17 protein-coding genes are annotated in these 18517 nt (G+C 51.4%); 2 read left to right on the forward strand and 15 right to left on the reverse strand.

Annotation, left to right across the window (positions count from 1 at the left end):
- Positions 1–12: 12 nt before the first annotated feature.
- The 15 genes from lpxL to rpsB form a co-directional block, all read right to left on the reverse strand.
- A complete protein-coding gene (gene lpxL, locus QWY82_RS16415; protein WP_290264551.1) occupies positions 13–930 on the reverse strand; it encodes an LpxL/LpxP family Kdo(2)-lipid IV(A) lauroyl/palmitoleoyl acyltransferase in 918 nt (305 codons plus the stop codon).
- Entirely contained in the window at positions 930–1697 is a 768-nt protein-coding gene (gene lpxA, locus QWY82_RS16420; protein ID WP_290264552.1) for an acyl-ACP--UDP-N-acetylglucosamine O-acyltransferase, read from the reverse strand. The genes lpxL and lpxA (QWY82_RS16420) overlap by 1 nt, the downstream gene beginning before the upstream one ends.
- Before the next feature lie 14 nt (positions 1698–1711).
- Positions 1712–2482: an acyl-ACP--UDP-N-acetylglucosamine O-acyltransferase gene (gene lpxA / locus QWY82_RS16425; protein ID WP_290264554.1), complete on the reverse strand. Its 771-nt coding sequence runs from the start codon at positions 2480–2482 to the stop codon at positions 1712–1714.
- A 52-nt stretch (positions 2483–2534) separates the two neighbouring features.
- A complete protein-coding gene (gene fabZ, locus QWY82_RS16430; protein ID WP_290264556.1) occupies positions 2535–2972 on the reverse strand; it encodes a 3-hydroxyacyl-ACP dehydratase FabZ in 438 nt (145 codons plus the stop codon).
- Positions 2973–3003: 31 nt separating this feature from the next.
- Positions 3004–4026, reverse strand: coding sequence for a UDP-3-O-(3-hydroxymyristoyl)glucosamine N-acyltransferase (gene lpxD, locus QWY82_RS16435; RefSeq protein WP_290264559.1), 1023 nt, complete (start codon positions 4024–4026; stop codon positions 3004–3006).
- Positions 4027–4167: 141 nt separating this feature from the next.
- Complete coding sequence (locus QWY82_RS16440) at positions 4168–4683, reverse strand: OmpH/Skp family outer membrane protein (RefSeq protein WP_290264561.1); 516 nt, start codon at positions 4681–4683, stop codon at positions 4168–4170.
- A 65-nt stretch (positions 4684–4748) separates the two neighbouring features.
- Positions 4749–7394 (reverse strand): outer membrane protein assembly factor BamA, encoded by a 2646-nt coding sequence (gene bamA, locus QWY82_RS16445; protein WP_290264563.1) that lies wholly within the window; start codon positions 7392–7394, stop codon positions 4749–4751.
- Positions 7395–7444: 50 nt separating this feature from the next.
- On the reverse strand, positions 7445–8785 hold the full coding sequence (rseP, locus tag QWY82_RS16450) for an RIP metalloprotease RseP (RefSeq protein ID WP_290264564.1): 1341 nt from the start codon (positions 8783–8785) through the stop codon (positions 7445–7447).
- Between the two features lie 2 nt (positions 8786–8787).
- A complete protein-coding gene (gene ispC / locus QWY82_RS16455) occupies positions 8788–9996 on the reverse strand; it encodes a 1-deoxy-D-xylulose-5-phosphate reductoisomerase (protein ID WP_290264566.1) in 1209 nt (402 codons plus the stop codon).
- A complete protein-coding gene (locus QWY82_RS16460; RefSeq protein WP_290264568.1) occupies positions 9993–10826 on the reverse strand; it encodes a phosphatidate cytidylyltransferase in 834 nt (277 codons plus the stop codon). Before QWY82_RS16460 ends, ispC begins: the two co-directional genes overlap by 4 nt.
- Complete coding sequence (gene uppS, locus QWY82_RS16465; RefSeq protein ID WP_380736098.1) at positions 10819–11514, reverse strand: polyprenyl diphosphate synthase; 696 nt, start codon at positions 11512–11514, stop codon at positions 10819–10821. The genes QWY82_RS16460 and uppS overlap by 8 nt, the downstream gene beginning before the upstream one ends.
- A gap of 59 nt (positions 11515–11573) precedes the next feature.
- A complete protein-coding gene (frr, locus tag QWY82_RS16470) occupies positions 11574–12131 on the reverse strand; it encodes a ribosome recycling factor (protein ID WP_290264572.1) in 558 nt (185 codons plus the stop codon).
- The gene (pyrH, locus tag QWY82_RS16475) at positions 12128–12874 is read right to left on the reverse strand and encodes a UMP kinase (protein WP_290264574.1); all 747 of its coding nucleotides are present in this window, start codon (positions 12872–12874) and stop codon (positions 12128–12130) included. Before pyrH ends, frr begins: the two co-directional genes overlap by 4 nt.
- Positions 12875–12994: 120 nt before the next feature.
- The gene (tsf, locus tag QWY82_RS16480) at positions 12995–13870 is read right to left on the reverse strand and encodes a translation elongation factor Ts (RefSeq protein ID WP_290264576.1); all 876 of its coding nucleotides are present in this window, start codon (positions 13868–13870) and stop codon (positions 12995–12997) included.
- Positions 13871–13975: 105 nt separating this feature from the next.
- Positions 13976–14719, reverse strand: coding sequence for a 30S ribosomal protein S2 (gene rpsB, locus QWY82_RS16485; RefSeq protein WP_290264577.1), 744 nt, complete (start codon positions 14717–14719; stop codon positions 13976–13978).
- Positions 14720–15065: 346 nt separating this feature from the next.
- Between rpsB and map the strand changes: the two genes are divergently transcribed.
- Together map and QWY82_RS16495 are read left to right on the forward strand one after the other, a co-directional pair.
- Positions 15066–15839, forward strand: coding sequence for a type I methionyl aminopeptidase (map, locus tag QWY82_RS16490; protein WP_290264579.1), 774 nt, complete (start codon positions 15066–15068; stop codon positions 15837–15839).
- Positions 15836–18517, forward strand: a complete 2682-nt coding sequence (locus QWY82_RS16495; protein ID WP_290264581.1) for a [protein-PII] uridylyltransferase — start codon at positions 15836–15838, stop codon at positions 18515–18517. Before map ends, QWY82_RS16495 begins: the two co-directional genes overlap by 4 nt.

Raw genomic sequence — 18517 nt, forward strand, 5'->3', positions numbered from 1 at the left:
GAGACATGGATATCAATAGGGCCGCTTTTCACCTTGAGGCCGTGTTTTAAAACGCCGGTGCACCCACAGGTATTGCTCGGGGAATTCCCGTATCTGCGCTTCAAAAATATCATTGATGACTTGCGCGTCGTGCAACTCGTCGTCGCTAGGCACATTCGCCAGCGGTGGCGAGAGGATTATTTTATAGCCTTGCGCATTTGGCAAACGGAAGCAGTTCATGACGATCACCTTGGCTTTGCCTAACTTAGCGAAACCCGTGGTGGCGGTAACGGTTGCAGCCGGCACGCCAAAATAACTGGCCCAGACACCGTTTTTTATGCCGTAATCTTGATCCGGTGCGTACATTACCGATAAACCTTGGCGCAACAAACGCATCATTGTGCGTGTTTCTTTGCGCTCAACCACCGTGCCCTCTGGGCATAGCCGCACTCGGCCACGGGTTTGTAAATACTCTAAGGCGGCATTTTTATGGCGCCGATACATGCCGGCAATGGGCATGAACATCGACAGACCAATGGTGCAAACAGAGATGCAATTGTTGTGCTTGACCACGATCAATGCAGCTTGCTTACCCAAAGCCTGAATATGCTCCAGCCCCTCCACCTCGACGAGCTTGCGATAGCGAGCCTCAGGCATGAACCAACCAATGTTTTGCTCCATCAAGCCCATGCCGGTATCTTGCATGTTTAGCCGAAGTAACCTATCCCGCTCATCGTCTGTGAGGTCAGGAAAACACAAGCGCAAATTGGTGCACGCAATATGCTTGCGTTCTTTAGCGAAGCGATAAAACAACCGACCGATGCCGCGCCCCATGGCCATCTGCCAGGCGTAAGGTAATTGCGCACAGAGATAGAAAATACCCGCCGCCAGCCAAATAAACCAGTAACGTGGGTGTAAAAGGTTGCGGGTAAAGCGCGGGCGCAGCAACATTATTTAACAATACCGCGGGTTGATTGGGCGATAAAATCCACCAACAAATTAACCCCGGCGAAGGCCCGTAGGGGCTCCAATTCCTCGGCTATTTGTTCTGCGGATAAACGCTTGCGCACCATCAACTTATAGACCTTGAAAATGGCATCAATTTCTGTCGGCTCATAGCCCTTTCGCTTAAGACCGACTTTGTTGATACCAAAAGAGCGTGCATAGTTTCCAGAGACAATAACAAATGGCGGCACATCGCGATTGATCGCAGCGGCCATACTGGTAAACGCGTGCGAGCCGACGCGCGTAAATTGGTGCACCAGCGAAAAGCCGCCGAGAATACATTGATCGCCCAATTCAACATGCCCAGCCAATGACGCCGAATTGGCAAACACATTTTTGTTGCCGACGGCACAATCATGGCCCACATGGACATAAGCCATAAATAAATTATCGTTGCCGATAGTGGTGACACCACCACCCTTTGGCGTGCCTCTATTAAAAGAAACATACTCGCGAATAATATTTCTATCGCCAATCACCAAGCGCGTCGGTTCGCCCTTATAGCTTAAATCTTGCGGCTCTTCGCCCAGCGAGGCGAACTGAAAAATGCGGTTGTTTTCGCCGATGGTTACCGGGCCGTGAATAACCACGTGGGAGCCAATACGCGTGCCTTTACCAATCTCAACCTGTTCGCCAATAACGGCATAGGCGCCGATACTGACACCCTCGGCAATGTTTGCGGATGGATCAATAATCGCAGACGGATGAATCATGACGGAAGCCTAATTTAGCGAACGATGCCGCGCTCGGAACTACGCAGGGAATCTATGAGGGTAATGAGTGCAGGTTCAGCGATGGCCATTTCAGATAGAATTGAAAGCGCCTCTTCGAGCCGCAACCCGCGCCGGTAAATCAACTTGAAGGCTTTGTTAATAGCGGCGAGTTGATCCTTAGTGTAACCGCGACGCCTTAAGCCTTCCGTATTAATGCTCTTAGCCTCGGCAGGATTACCCGATACAGTAACAAACGCCGGCACATCTTTACCGATAGCGCTACCCATTGCAGTAAAAGCATGAGCACCAATTTTGCAAAATTGATGCACCAGCGTGTAACCACCAAGAATTGCCCAATCGCCAATGTGAACATGGCCGGCCAAGGCGGCATTGTTCACTAAAACACAGTTATTGCCGACAATGCTATCGTGACCCACATGCACATAAGCCATTAGTAAATTATCATCGCCGATGGTGGTTTCCGAGCGATCTTGTACCGTGCCGCGATGAATGGTGACACCTTCGCGAATCACATTATTATTGCCAATAACCAGACGCGTTGGCTCGCCTTTATATTTTAAATCCGGAGTAGATTCGCCCACCGTGGAAAACTGAAAGATGTGATTATTTTCGCCAATCGAGGTTGGCCCTTTAATCACCACATGGGATTCAACAATGCTTCCTGCACCTATTTCCACATTCGGACCAATTACACTAAAAGGCCCCACCTGCACATCCGCTGCAAGCTTTGCGGTTGGATCTATGACGGCACGAGGATCAATCAATATGTTTCCCTTCTCTAAGCTGGCCGAGGCGAATCATAGCAAGTTGGGGTTGCTATACCTGACGATCAGCGCACAGTATAGTCGCAGATGCCGCGAGCTGACCGTCCACAGAGGCGGTGCAGGCAAACTTCCAGATACCGCGCTTGGCAGACACCACTTTAGACTCTAAGCGCAACTGATCGCCGGGCACCACTTGGCGTTTAAAACGCACATCGTCGATACCGGCAAATAAATAAATTGAGCCATCGGAGGGGCGCTTATCCAAGGTTTTAAAGCCTAATATGCCAGAGGCTTGCGCCAACGCCTCGATAATAAGTACACCGGGGAAGATAGGAGCTTGTGGAAAATGACCATTAAAAACATCTTCATTTGCCGAGACATTTTTAATCGCCACAATATACTCGCCTTCAACTAGCTCGAGCACGCGATCAACCAATAAAAACGGGTAACGGTGCGGCAAGTATTCACGAATTTCTCTTACATCCATCATATCCAGATCCTTATTACCCTTACGACCGCGACTACGACTGTTTTTCCAGTTCGCGTACGCGCTTGGTGAGTTTTTCTAGTTGATTAAACCTAGCCGCTTGGCGTCGCCAATCACTGGTTGGCAACATAGGTGTTCCAGAAGACCAACTGCTGCCTTCCTGGGTAATCGATTTCGTCACCACCGTTGCGCCAGAGACATGCACGCCATCGGCAATCTCTATATGGCCGGTAATCGCCACACAACCGGCAATGGTACAGCGCTGCCCAATGCGGGTAGAGCCAGCTACCGCGGTGTGTGCAGCAATCGCGGTGTGGTCGCCAATCACGACGTTGTGGCCGATTTGAATGAGGTTATCCAGCTTAACATCATTGCCAATAATGGTATCGTCAAGCGCGCCACAGTCGATACAGGTATTTGCGCCAATTTCTACCTTATTCCCGATACGCACGCCGCCCAGCTGATGAATTTTCACCCAGCCGTCTGGACTTGGGGCAAAACCGAAGCCATCGGCACCGATGACGGCGCCGCCGTGTACGATACAATCTTGCCCCAGCGTGACTTGCCCATACAAGGTCACATTAGCAGCAAGGCGTGTGCCTGCACCGACAACACTGCCAGCACCCACCACGGTCGCCGCACCGATGACCACATTGGCTTCAATATGAACACCTTCTTCAATGACAACACGGGCACCAATGCTGGCGCTCGGGTGAATGGTCGCGCATTCTGCAACCACTGCGCTGGGATGAACACCAGCCGGCATGTCTTTCGACGGAGCAAACAATGCGGTGATAGCGGCATAGGCTCGGTAAGGGTCTTTGTGAACCAGTTTATTACCAGCGAATTGGTCGGCCATGTCTGGCCGCAAAATAAGCGCGCCGGCTTGGCAATCGGCCAAATGTTGAGCATAACTAGGGTTGGCCAAAAAACTCAGCTGCCCGGCTGCAGCCTTGGTTAAGGTCGCTAAACTAGAAATTTCGTAATTCGGGTCACCTAGTAATTCGGCACCCGCTTTCTCAGCTAAGACTTCAAGGGTAAAACAACAAGTAACCATCGTCAGACCTCGCCATCGAGTAATAGATTGGAAACCGAAAACAGTTAGCTTATATGGCAAAAAAGGCGCACCAAATAAAGGGTCGCCTTTTTGTCTAGCGCCGCTCTCACTATAACAACAAGAGCGCTTAGCTAAAAAGTATTACTTAGCTTTGTTAAGCTTTTCAGTCACTTTTGCAGTGATGTCCCGTGAAGGCTCAGCGTAATACGCCGTTTGTGTACTCAACACCAAACCAATGCCTTCCGCAGCTATGACATCCTTCAACACGACCTGAGCCTTAGGACCCAACTCTTCGAGAACACGCTGGGCCGTCGCTTTCTGCTCGGCCTGTAACTTTTTGGCAACCAGCTCGGCATCCGCGCGGGCGTATTCCATTTTTTTACGGTGCTCTGCAGCCTGCTCTTGATTCCAAGTTACGGCATTTTTTTCCGCATCTTTGGCCATTTTTTGCAAGTCATTACGCAGTGTTTCAAACTTTGCCTGCAACGCTGCAAATTCTGCATTAGCCTGCATATCCTGTACTTTCTTCTTCGCTAAATCGGTATTGAGAATGGCTGCCTGAAGATCAAAAACCACAACATCATTACCCGCTGCCATTGTCATTGGGGCGGTAACCAGTGCGATCGCTAAGATCATTGCTGTTTTAAGTTTTAACACGTTTTATCTCCACATTATTTTATTCAATCGGCACATTAAATGCCGACGGTTTTTCTATAAATGAATTAGAAAGCCGTTCCAAGAGAGAACTGGAAGGTTTCAATTTCATCTTCTGGGTTGTACTGGAATGGTCTGGACAAACTAAAGGTCAATGGCCCAAAGCCGCTAATCCACGTTAAACCAATACCATAAGAAGCGGACATTCTGCTCAAGTCCACGTCAAAACAGTTTTGCTGGTAAAAGCCACACTCGGTATTAAAAACATTACCGCTATCGATAAAGAAAGCGGTTTGTAACATACGCTGATCTTCGATGAACGGCAGCGGGAACAACAACTCGATACTGCCCTCTATCAATACATTACCACCAAAGGGCAAATCATCGGAACCGAAAACCTGTGCAACAGCTTTATCTTGCAGACACACTTCCGCCCCAGTCTTATAGATGACATCTTTTGATGTTTCGCATAACAGATAACCCGTATCAAACGTATCGTATTTACCGTCGCTATTTGAATCTTGGGCGCCAATAGTCACCGTCCTATAGGACGCTGCAGGCGTGCTTCGAGGCCCTAATGTATTGCGCTTGAAACCACGCACAGATCCGAAACCACCAGAGTAAAAATGCTCAAAGAATGGCAAGCCATTGGTATTACCATAGGCATCTGCATAGCCAAGATCAGCTCGGAAGCGCAGGGTAAAATCTTTATAGACTGGCTGAAAATACTGACCGGAATAGCGCAGTTTATAGAACTCCATATCGCTGCCGGGCACCGAAAACTCCAATGACAAGTTTTGCGAAGCGCCACGGGTCGCCAGCTGACCTCTGTTTAAGGTCGATTTAGCCCATGAGAGCGTAAATGGGAAACTATCAAACTGATCACCATTGGCATCAATAAAACCATCCGGATTATTGAGTGTATTTTCGGGGCTATCTAACAGTTCAGAAAAGTCCAAATCCGGTGCTGGGCCGATACCTGGGTTTAAACCAGCCTGATCGACCAAGCCGGTAAGAATTGCTAGATTTGATTCAGTAATATAGCGTGGAGCCAAACCTTCATACAGGTTTGGACTGCGCTTAATCTCCTGCACCGCACTGCTGCCCGTTTCAATTAGCATGTTGGTATAACCAATACCAAAACCAATACGCTCGACTTCCGAGATAGGATAACCGAAATTTAAATTGGCGCCGTAGGTATTAGTCGAATAGCTGGCGACGTTGATTTTACTAAAGTCGGTGGCGCGATAAAAAACACTGAAGCCACGGCTAACGCCATCAACGGTGAAGTAAGGATCTGTGTAGTTAAAGCTATAAACCTGCTGGTATTGGCTGGTATTCACAGAAAAGCCTACACGTTTTCCTGTACCCAGCCAGTTGTTCTGCTGAATATTGGCACCCAGCACAAGACCTGTACCCTGGGCAAAACCAACACTTGCGCCGATAGAGCCCGACGGCTGCTCTTCAACGGTGTACTCAACATCCACTTGATCTGAAGTACCCGGTACTTCTTTGGTTTCAACCACAACTTCTTTGAAAAAGCCCAAGCGCTCTAGACGAACTTTTGAGTTCTCGATCGCAATAGAAGCCGCAGAGGCGCTTTCCATCTGCCGCATTTCCCGTCTCAGCACTTCGTCCTTGGTTTTGGTATTGCCGCGAAACTCGACCCGACGCACATAGGCGCGCTTTCCGGGATCAATAAAAAAGGTGATGTCTACTAGGCCTGTTTCAGCATTCACTTCGGGAATACCTTTAACTTCGGCAAAGGTATAACCCTCGTTGCCTAGGCGCTTAGTAATATAATCAGACGTTGTGGTCATTAATACTTGGGAGAATGTTTGCCCTTCGCGCATCAAAACTAAACGTCGAATTTGATCCTCTGGCAAGACCGGGTCGCCGGCCAATTCCACTTTGCCAACTTTAAAGACTTCGCCTTCGGCGATATTTATGGTGATGTAAACAGATTCTTTATCGGGGCTCACCGAAACCTGGGTCGAAGGCATAGTGAACTTTAAATAGCCGCGATCCATGTAGAAAGATTCGAGGCGCTCGATATCACCGGTTAACTTTTCACGGGCATATTTGTTATCGCTGGTAATCCAGCTAAGCCACCCAGTGGTTCTCAGCTCGAACAGCTCAAGTAAATCTTCATCGGAAAAGGAGGTATTGCCCACCAGGTTAATGTGTTCGATAGAAGCCACCGAGCCTTCATCAATGGTGATTTGCAACTTCACCTGGTTGCGCGGCAAATCGATGACTTCAGTTTTTACGCTGGCGCTGTATCGGCCTTGAGCCACGTATTGGCGCTGCAGTTCTGAGCCCAAACCTTCAAGGGTGACGCGCTTGAAAATCTGCCCCTCAGATAAACCGTTATCCTGAAGCCCCTTCATCAAGTCTTCAGTTTTGATGGCCTTGTTACCTTCAAGCACTATCTCGCTGATGGCTGGACGCTCGGTCACGGTGATCACTAAGACACCTTCGTCGCGACCAATTTCAATATCGGAAAAATAACCGGTGGTAAAAAGTGCGCGCGACGCGTCTTGAATTTCCACCGTGTCCATATAGTCGCCAATACGCACCGGCAAGGCCGCGAAGACGGAGCCTGCGGATACACGTTGTAAACCATCGACGCGGATATCAGTTACACGGAAACTTTCTGCCATCACCACGGTTGTTAATGCGATGGAAGCGATAAATAAGGCAAGACGCTGCATAATTTCTGTTCTAATTTATTAAATTCGTGCTGCAAAATCGCAACGTAATGCTAATACAAACGCATAATGTCGTTATAAAAGGCCAACACCATAACGCCTAACACAACCAGCAGGCCGACTTGATAACCCGCCATTTGTATTTTTTCAGGGACTGGGCTGCCTTTTACCAGCTCAACCAAGTAATACAAGAGGTGGCCGCCATCGAGTACCGGAATGGGCAAGAGATTAAACACTCCCAAACTGACGCTCAATAATGCCAGAAACCCGACATAGTATGCCCAGCCAGCCCGCGCTGAATCGCCCGCCACTTTAGCAATGGTTATGGGGCCGCTCAAGTTTTTAGTAGAGATTTCCCCGACCAACAATTTTTTCAACGAAAGCAAGACAAAACCCGAGGTTTCCCAGGTTTTCTCCACCCCGACGACCAAACCTTGCAGTAGCGTAAATTGCTGCCTGCGCAGATGCGGCTGTAACGGCGACACGCCAATTCGCCCGATGGTGCGATCATCTATCTCAAACGCAGCAGGTGTCACCCAGAGCGTGAGCACTTCGACATCCCGCTCAAGCGTTAGTTCAATGGCCTGATCGTGCCTCGGTTCTATGTAGGCAACCAAATCACGCCAGCTGTCAATCAATTGACCATCGGCGGCGAGAATAAGGTCGCCGGTTTGTAGCCCAGCCTCGGCTGCCGGCGAGTCTTCTACAATCTGATCCAGCTGTGCTTTCAGCTGCACCCGCAGAGGCTTGATACCGATGCCCTCAAATACATCTGGCTCCTCAACACCCACTAACCACTGCTCGAGCTGAGCTTCAGATTCATAAGTGAGGGTCGAATCGGGGTAGCGCACTGTAAAGCCAATTGAGCCAGTCTCGCCCAAGCGCTCTAACAGACGCTGGTGCACCGCTTGCCAGGAATCCGTGCTTCTGCCGTCTACAGCAACAATTTCCTGACCTGCTTCAAGGCCTGCGCGCGCGGCGATTGAGCCTTCGGCCACCTCGCCCACCACCGGCACAACTTGCACCACGCCGGGCATGACCATGATCCAGAACAACAGGATGGCGAGCAGGAAATTCGCCACAGGGCCTGCAGCCACCACCGCGATGCGCGCCCAGACAGATTTGCGGGTAAAGGCTTGATCTAGTAAATGCGCAGGCACCTCGCCTTCGCGCTCATCCAGCATCTTAACGTAGCCACCTAAGGGGATGGCCGCGATGGCAAACTCAGTACCCTGCTTGTCATACCAGCTAACTAGCGGCTTGCCAAAACCCACAGAGAAGCGCAAAACCTTGATGCCGCAGCGCCGCGCCACCCAAAAGTGGCCAAATTCATGGATGGTCACCAAAATGCCCAGAGCCAAGACAAAAGAAATCAACGTTTGAAGCAATGCCATAATTACCTCTTGGCCGCCGTGTGCTGTAAGTCGCCGCGCAGCCTACCATGATCTAGCCATTGATGGGCGATTCGGCGCGCCTCCCGGTCGATTCGCAACACCTGATCGAGACTGCTCGGCGTTGTATCCACCAGTTGCTGCATAGCGTGCTCATTGAGCACGGCAATGCGGTCAAAGCCCAGTTTTCCGGCTAAGAACGCTTCTACGGCCACCTCGTTGGCAGCGTTCAAAACCGTAGAGGCGCAGCCGTTGCCGGCGGCCTCAAAGGCCAGACGCAAACAGGGGAAGCGGGCCAGATCTGGCGCTTCAAAATCCAATCGCGCCGTGGCAATGATATCGAGCGGCGCCACACCAGAAGCGATGCGCTCTGGCCATGCTAGGGCGTGGGCAATGGGGGTTCGCATATCCGGGTTGCCCAGCTGCGCCAACACCGAGCCATCCACATATTGAACCATGGAGTGGATAACGCTTTGCGGATGAATGACCACATCCACCTGAGCGGGCGTGAGGTTAAACAGCCAGCAGGCTTCGATCAGCTCCAGCCCCTTGTTCATCATTGACGCCGAATCGACGGAGATCTTGCGACCCATACGCCAATTTGGATGGGCGCAGGCTTGATCCGGGGTCACGCCAGCAAAGGCATCGAGGGCTAAGGTTCTAAAAGGACCGCCGGACGCGGTTAATAAGATTTTACTCACACCGGCGGCAGCGGCATGGGTGTAGCCGGCCGGTAGGCACTGAAAAATGGCGTTGTGCTCACTGTCGATGGGCAGCAAGGTGGCGCCGTTGTCGTGCACGGCCTGCATAAATAAATGGCCCGCCATCACTAGCGCTTCTTTATTGGCCAACAAAACTTTTTTGCCCGCCTCGGCCGCCGCCAAGGTGGGCAATAGCCCAGCGGCACCAACAATTGCCGCCATCACGGTATCGACATCTTTATGCGCAGCGACCTGCTGCAAGCCATCCACGCCAGTGAGCACTTGGGTCGCATGGGCGGCAAGCGCTTGCTCAAGCATGGGCAGGTATTGAGGGTCGGCAATCACGGCGTAAGTGGGTTGAAACTCGATACACAGGTCTGCCAGTTTTTGCCACTGGCTGGCCGCGCTAAGCGCAAACACTTGATAGCGATCGGAATGACGACGCACCACATCGAGGGTACTCAAGCCGATTGAGCCGGTCGCACCCAAAATGGTGAGCTGCTGGACACTCATAGAAAACTAAAGCCCGTAAACAATACACCGAGGGCCACAAAGGGCGCCGCTGCGGTAATGGAATCGATGCGATCCAACACGCCGCCATGACCGGGCAAGAGCTGGCTACTGTCTTTGATACCGCGGTGGCGCTTCAACATGCTTTCCACCAGATCACCCAACACAGACACCAAACTCGCCGGCACCACGATGGCCAAGAGCAACTGCCAGCTATCGCCGCCGAGCCAGAACCCAAGCGCGCAGGCCCACAGGACATTGACACCCAGGCCGCCCCAGAAGCCCTCCCAGGATTTGCCCGGGCTCACTTTCGGTGCCAGCTTGCGCTTGCCAAAGGCTCGACCAAAAAAGTAACCGCCAATATCGGCGCCGGCAACCACACCAACCACCAACACAATCAACCACTCACCGCCCGGCTGCTCGCGTAAATAACAAAGTCCGAGCCACGCCGGTACCAGCACTAGCCAACCCATCACCATGCGCGCAGAGGATGCGCCCCAGAGAATCGCACTAGAGGGGTAACCCTGAATCCAGAGCAGCGCTAAAGCCCACCAGGCGCCGCCCACCACCAGAACATTGCGCACCCACTCCGCATTCAGGCCACGACTTAATTCGGCAAAATAAGCCAAGGCAGCCATGGCCAACGCGGTGACAAAAACGTAACCGGCGCGCTTCAAGTATCCACTCAAACCCGCGAGATTTGACCACTCCCAAGTGGCTATCAATACAGCGGTGGCCAAGAGCAGCTGAAACAGCCCTACAGGTAAATAAAATAGCGCCCCACCAAGCACGGCAACTAACAATAACGCGGTAATAATTCGTAGTTTAAGCACGAGCAGCCTCTTCTATTTGATCGCCGCTTTTACCGAATCGACGCTGGCGCTGGAAAAATGTCTCTGCAGCTTCACACAGGGCCTGCTCATCAAAGTCTGGCCAGTAGCGTTCGCTGAAATACAATTCCGTGTAGGCAGATTGCCACAGCAAAAAGTTACTAATACGAATCTCTCCGCCGGTGCGGATTAACAAATCCAAGGTGGGAAACTCGGCCAGCTGAGTAAACAGATGCAGGGTTTCATCGGTGACATCATCGGCGCTTAAATCTCCGTCACGCACTTTTTCAGCGACCTGCTTAGCGGCGTTGGCGATGTCCCATTGGCCACCGTAATCCGCTGCTATCACCAGCGTTGTCGTGCCCGCTTCGGTTAATTTTTCTGCCGCGTCAATGGCGCGGCATATTTTTGCACTAAACCTATCGCGCCGACCAATCACCTTTAAACGCACACCTTCATCGCGCAGCTTTTTAGCTTCGTGTTGTAGATAAAGATGAAATAAAGACATTAGCGCCTCCACCTCTTTCGGTGGTCGCTGCCAGTTTTCACTGCTGAAAGCGAAAACGGTAAGCACTTCAACTTCGAGTTTTTGACAGGCACGCATGGCGTCGCGAATTCGCTCTACGCCTGCTTTATGGCCCGCGGCGCCAGGTAGATTGCGCTGCCTAGCCCACCGATTGTTGCCATCCATAATGATGGCAACATGGCGTAAACGGTTTGTTGTCACAAGAATCTCCCGACAATCGACAATTAGATTGCCATCAGATCCTTTTCTTTTGCAGCCAAGGCTTGATCGACTTCAGCTACGTATTTATCGGTTATTTTTTGCACTTCATCTTGCGCGCGACGGTCGTCGTCTTCACCAATTTCTTTATCGTTCAACAAACCTTTGATTTGCGCCAAGGCATCGCGACGAATATTGCGCAGAGATACCCGAGCATTTTCCGCTTCTGCCTTGGCTTGCTTGGTAAAGCCTTTACGAGTTTCTTCGGTCAGTGCTGGCATGGGTAAACGAATAACGCTACCCGCTGTAGACGGATTCAAACCCAAGTCAGATTTCATAATCGCCTTTTCGATCTCGGGAACTAGATTGGACTCCCAAGGTGAAACAGATAGGGTGCGACCATCCTCAACGGAAATGTTTGCCAACTGACTCAATGGTGTTAAAGCACCGTAATAGTTCACTTGGATAGAATCTAACAAACTTGGGTGGGCGCGGCCCGTGCGAATTTTATTGAAATTATTGCTCAATGCTTCCAACGCCTTTTTCATACGGCCTTCGGCATCTTTTTTAATTTCGTTAATCATTGTTCTTCCCCTTGTTGACCTTCTTGAATCAGAGTGCCTTCTTCATTACCTACTGCAATATTCAGTAGCGCACCCGCCTTATTCATTTTAAACACACGCACTGGCATGTCGTGTTCACGGCACAAACAGATGGCCGTTAAATCCATAACTTGTAACTTTTTCTCCAGCACTTCGTCGTAGGTTAACTGCTCGTACTTAGTCGCACTTGGGTCTTTCATTGGATCGGCCGTATATACGCCATCAACCTTAGTGGCTTTTAATACGATATCTGCCTCAACCTCAATACCGCGCAAACAAGCTGCAGAGTCGGTGGTAAAAAATGGGTTACCGGTACCGGCTGCGAAAATAACCACTTCGCCAGCTTTGAGGAAGCGAATGGCACGGCGGCGGTCGTAGTGTTCCACAATACCGCTCATGGGAATGGCGGACATAACGCGCGAGGAGATATTGCTGCGCTCGAGTGCGTCGCGCATGGCCAGGGCATTCATCACCGTGGCCAGCATGCCCATGTGGTCGCCAGTGACTCGGTCGAGGCCGGCAGCGCTTAAGGATGCGCCTCGAAACAGGTTGCCACCGCCAATTACCAAGCCCACCTGAACGCCAATGCCAACCAACTGGCCTATCTCTAAGGCCATTTTATCGAGCACCCGCGGGTCAATGCCAAAGCCTTCTTGGCCCATCAGCTCTTCGCCGCTGAGCTTTAACAGAATCCGCTTGTACTTCTTGTCCCGACTACTGGCCATGGTGTGCTCCGCGTGCAAAAAATTGGTGGCAGTTTAACAGCAAAAAGAGGTTGGGCGCGACACCCAACCTCTTCTTTAGAGCTACCGAACGCAGAGCTTGCGCCCGGTAAGATGGGCGGCTTAGCCCTTAGACGCTTGAACCTGCGCAGCAACCTCTGCAGCAAAATCCACTTCCGCCTTCTCGATACCCTCACCCACTTCGAAACGGGTAAACGCAACGATTTCAGCGCCAGCATCTTTCGCCAATTTGCCCACAGTCAACTCTGGGTTCTTAACAAAAGCTTGCTCGGTTAAACTGATTTCTTTCAAGAACTTGTTGATGCGACCCACCATCATCTTCTCTACGATTTCAGCAGGTTTGCCGGCCATATCTGGCTGCGCCTTGATGATGTCTTTTTCTTTCTCAACCACATCGGCAGACACTTCGCTGGTGTTAACCACTTGTGGGTTAACCGCTGCAATGTGCATAGACACATCTTTAGCCAACTCAACATTACCGCCTTTGAGCTGAGTAATTACCGCAATACGGTTGTTTGAGTGAACATAAGAACCCACACAACCCGCTGGCGCTTCAACCAAAACGATACGACGCACACCGATGTTCTCACCGATCTTTTGAACCAGCGCTGAACGTGCATCTTCCAAGCCACCAGCCATCAGGGCGGCAACGTCGGTGACTTTATCGGCAAACGCCTTGTCGACTACTTTAGCCACGAAACCCAAGAAGTTTTCGTCGCGTGCGACGAAGTCAGTTTCAGAGTTAACCTCAACCAATACGCCGTAGCTACCGTCGTCGGCCACTTTTACCGATACAACGCCGTCTGCGGCGGTGCGGTCGGCTTTCTTAGCGGCTTTCAGACCAGAGTCTTTACGCAGGTTATCAATGGCCAATTCGATATCGCCATTAGATTCAACCAACGCCTTCTTACACTCCATCATGCCGAGGCCAGTGCGCTCGCGCAGTTCTTTTACCAGTGATGCAGAGATAGCTGACATAAACCTATCCTCTTAATAAGTAATGAAAATTAATTGGTAAAAAGGGGGCTAGGCCCCCTTTTCGTTGAGCGACAACAAAGTGCCGCTCTATGACAAGCCGTTTACTTACTTAGCCGCAGCTTCGTTTGCTTCAACGTACTCGTCTTTGTTTACCACAGCAGCGCCGTTAGCAGCCATGCCTTCTAAGCAAGAATCGGCGGCAGCAGTCACGTACAACTTGATCGCGCGGATCGCATCGTCGTTACCTGGGATAACGAAATCAACGCCATCTGGGTTGCTGTTTGAATCCACGATACCGAACACTGGAATACCCAGGTTGTTGGCTTCTTGAATGGCAATGCGCTCGTGATCAACGTCGATAACGAACAAGGCATCAGGCAGACCGCCCATATCCTTAATACCGCCGATAGAATCTTCGAGTTTGGCCATCAAGCGAGTGCGCATTAGCGCTTCTTTCTTGGTCAACTTGTCGAAGGTGCCATCTTGGCTCTGGGTCTGCAGATCGCGGAAACGCTTGATCGACTGACGGATAGTTTTGTAGTTGGTTAACATACCGCCTAACCAGCGGTGGCTAACGAAAGGCTGGCCAGCACGTACGGCCTGCTCTTTGATCACCTTTTGCGCTGCGCGCTTGGTGCCAACAAAAAGAATTTTCTTCTTTTGGGCAGCCATGGTCTTCAGCGTCTCTAGGGCGCTGTTGAACGCAGGTACTGTGTGCTCAAGGTTGATAATGTGAATTTTGTTGCGGGCGCCGAAGATGTATTTACCCATCTTAGGGTTCCAGTAGCGAGTCTGGTGACCAAAGTGAACACCAGCCTGCAGCATTTCGCGCATGCTTACTTGTGACATAGTTAATTTCCTTTCGGGTTAAGCCTCCATGACCCCCACCGACCAACCCTAAACTACCCATTCCTTAGGAACGGCGCGGCTTTCGGGCACCCAGGTCAAGCGTGACGGACCATGTGTGACGTTGATTTTTAATCGCTAGATCATTCCAGCGGCGCGCTTTATACCATAAAGCCGGCAAAACTCAAAGCTAAAGACGTTATTTCAACCCTGCCGAAGCCTTGCATTTTGGGCTACAATGCCCGCCTTTACCTCATTCGAGGTAGTTTTAATTCAAGCTTTACCGGCTCTTGCGCCGCCACTGTCGACGCGCAGGCCCCACTACGGAACCGAAGGAAACCTCTTGCCCATGTCTGCATCTATTCGTACACCCGATGAAATCGCCAAAATGCGCGTTGCCGGCCGCATGGCAGCCGAGTGCCTAGAGCTGATTGAGCCCCACGTGGTGCCCGGTGTGACAACAGGTGAGCTGGATCAAATCATTCACGACCATATCGTTAACGTGCAGAAAGCCATCCCCGCCTGCCTCGGCTACAAGGGTTTCCCCAAATCCGTCTGCACCTCGGTCAATGAAGTGATCTGTCACGGCATTCCCTCGGACAAGAAAGTTTTAAAGAAGGGCGACATCGTCAATATCGATGTCACCGTGATCTTTGATGGCTATTTTGGCGACACCAGCAAAATGTATTTCGTCGGCGAAGTGCCCGGCCACGCTGAGCGACTGGTGCAAGTCACCCAAGAGTGTCTCTACAAGGCCATTGAACTGGTAAAGCCCGGCTGCCGCCTAGGCGATATAGGCGCCGTTATTCAACAGCACGCCGAGGCCAACTATTATTCTGTGGTGCGCGAGTACTGCGGCCACGGTATCAGTAACGTGTTCCACGAAGACCCGCAAATTCTGCACTATGGCCAGGCGGGCACGGGCATGGAATTAAAAGAAGGCATGACCTTCACCATCGAGCCCATGATCAACGCCGGCAAACCGGGTACTAAACTGTTAGGCGACGGCTGGACAGTGCTGACCAAAGATCGACGCCTGTCCGCCCAGTGGGAACACACCCTTGCCGTCACCAAAGACGGCGTAGAAGTGCTCACCGCGCGCAAGGAAGAATCTTTTTCGTGAAGCTGACTACGCCTTTTTTTGAACGCACCCCGTTTTTCTTCGATCAAAACCGCTTTCGCGAAAAGCTAGCCACAGAAAAACCCATTGCCACCTTCAAAGATGCAATGAACGCCGCCAACATTCAATTTGACGTGCGGTTTAAAGAAGGCGAAGACATTCGCACGCTCATTTATGAGCGCGCGCATTTTATCGATTTGATTTTGCACTACGCCTGGCACCAATTCACTTGGCAAACCGGCGTCTGCTTGATGGCCGTTGGCGGCTACGGCCGGGGCGAACTGCACCCAGCCTCGGATATCGATCTATTGCTATTGCTTGACAACGATGATGCGCGGGCAAACCTCGACGCCATCGAAGGCTTCTTCACCTTTCTTTGGGATATTGGTCTCGAGATTGGCCATAGCGTGCGCAGCCTTAAGCAGTGCGTAGAAATTGCCAAAGACGATATCACCGTCGCTACCAATATCATGGAAAGTCGCACGCTGATTGGCGACGACCAATTGCGCGATCAGCTAATGAACGCCACCGCGCCCGATAAAATCTGGACCCCCGACGCTTTTTTCCGCGCCAAGTGGGAAGAGCAGCAAGAGCGCCACAATAAACACAGCGACTCGTCCAGCAACCTCGAACCCAATGTAAAGAATGCACCCGGTGGCTTGCGCGACATTCAAACCATTTCCTGGGTCGCGAAACGCTACTTCAACGTGCGCACGATTAAACAGCTCGAGGGGCGCGGCTTTTTTACCGAAGGTGAATACGCCATATTGATGACCGGCGAAGAGTTTCTTTGGCGCGTGCGCTACGGCCTACACATGCTCGCCAAGCGCGGCGAAGAGCGTTTACTGTTCGATCACCAGCGCGCACTTGCCACCTTGTTTGGCTATAAAGATACGCCCGAGCGCTTGGCCATCGAACAGTTCATGCACCGGTATTATCGCATTGTGCAAACGCTGCAAGAATTAAACGATGTGTTGCTGCAATTTTTAAGCGAAGCCATTTTACCCAACGGTCAAGAACAGCAGCTCGAACCCATTAACGCGCGCTTTCAACTGCGCAACAGCTTTATCGAGGTTGCCTACACCAAAGTATTCCTCGAAGACCCAAGTGCACTGCTGGAAATTTTTGTGCTCATGGGCCGAGACAAACGCATCCTCGGTGTGCGCGCCTCCACCATCAGATTAATACGCGAATCGCGCCAGCTCATTGACGATGGGTTTCGAGCCGACCCGCGCAACACCGCGCTTTTTATGGAGCTAATGCGCTCACCCTATAGCCTGGTGCGGCAATTAAAACGCATGAAGCGCTACGGGGTATTAGGCCGCTACCTACCCGAATTCGATCGCATTACCGGGCAGATGCAACACGATCTGTTCCATATTTACACCGTCGACGAGCACACCTTGCGGGTGATGAAAAACATGCGCAAGTTCCGCCTGCCGGAAGCCCAGGAAAAATTTCCGGTGGCAGCGCATATTATGAATCGGCTCGCCAAGCCTGAGCTGCTTTATATCGCCGGGCTCTATCACGATATCGCCAAGGGCCGCGGTGGCGACCACTCGATGCTCGGCAAAGTGGACGCCGAAGATTTTTGTGTTCGCCACGGTCTTACCGGCCGCGAAACTCGGCTCGTGGTATGGCTGGTGGAAATGCATTTGCTCATGTCTGCGGTATCGCAGAAGCAAGACATCTCAGACCCAGAGGTGATCCACAAATTTGCGTTACTGGTTGGCGACCAGCTGCGCTTGGACTACCTCTACCTGCTAACTGTTGCCGACATTAACGGCACCAATCCAGACCTTTGGAACACCTGGCGCGCGAGTTTAATGCGCCAGCTGTATCTGGAAACCAAGCGCGCTTTGCGCCGCGGCCTGGAAAACCCCATAGACCGGCAAGAGCTCATTGTTGAAACCCAACAGGCGGCGATTCGCAAGCTGGAAGATAAAAACCTGTCGGAAAAACGTGTGCGCCAAATCTGGGGGGGCATGGGCGAGGATTATTTCTTGCGCGAATCGCACTTGGATATCGCCTGGCACACCGAGGCGATTAGTTGTCACCGCAGCGACGAGCCGCTGATTTTGATTCGCCAGAGCCGCTTTAATGGCATGGAAGGCGCCACACAAATTTTCGTGCGCACCAAAGATCGCAACAATGTGTTTGCCGCCTCGGCTAACGCCCTGTCTGGATTAAATCTCGACATTCAGGATGCGCGCATTTACAGCTCGCCCGACGGCTTTACCATCGACACCTTTTTTGTGCTCGACGAAAACGGCGAGCCGACCAAATACGACCGCTTCGATGCCATCCGGCGCGCGCTGCACGATGAGCTAGCCCTGGTCGATCAATACCCCGATATTATCCAGCGCCGAACGCCGCGAGTGTTGAAACATTTCACCATGCCCAGCCGAACGAGACTGAGCAATGACCTAGTGACCGGCAACACCATATTAGAAGTTATCAGCCCCGATAGACCGGGCTTGCTAGCGGCCATCGGCCGGGTTTTCTTGCGCTTTGGCATTCAATTACAAAACGCCAAAATTGCTACCTTGGGCGAGCGAGTGGAGGATATTTTCTTCATCAGCGATGCCAACGGCTTACCGCTGTCGGACCCCAAGCTATGCGAAGACCTGCAAGATAGTATTTGCAAAGCATTGGACGATATCGTCAGCCAAAAAAATTAA

The organism is Simiduia curdlanivorans, from assembly GCF_030409605.1.
GTDB lineage: Bacteria > Pseudomonadota > Gammaproteobacteria > Pseudomonadales > Cellvibrionaceae > Simiduia > Simiduia curdlanivorans.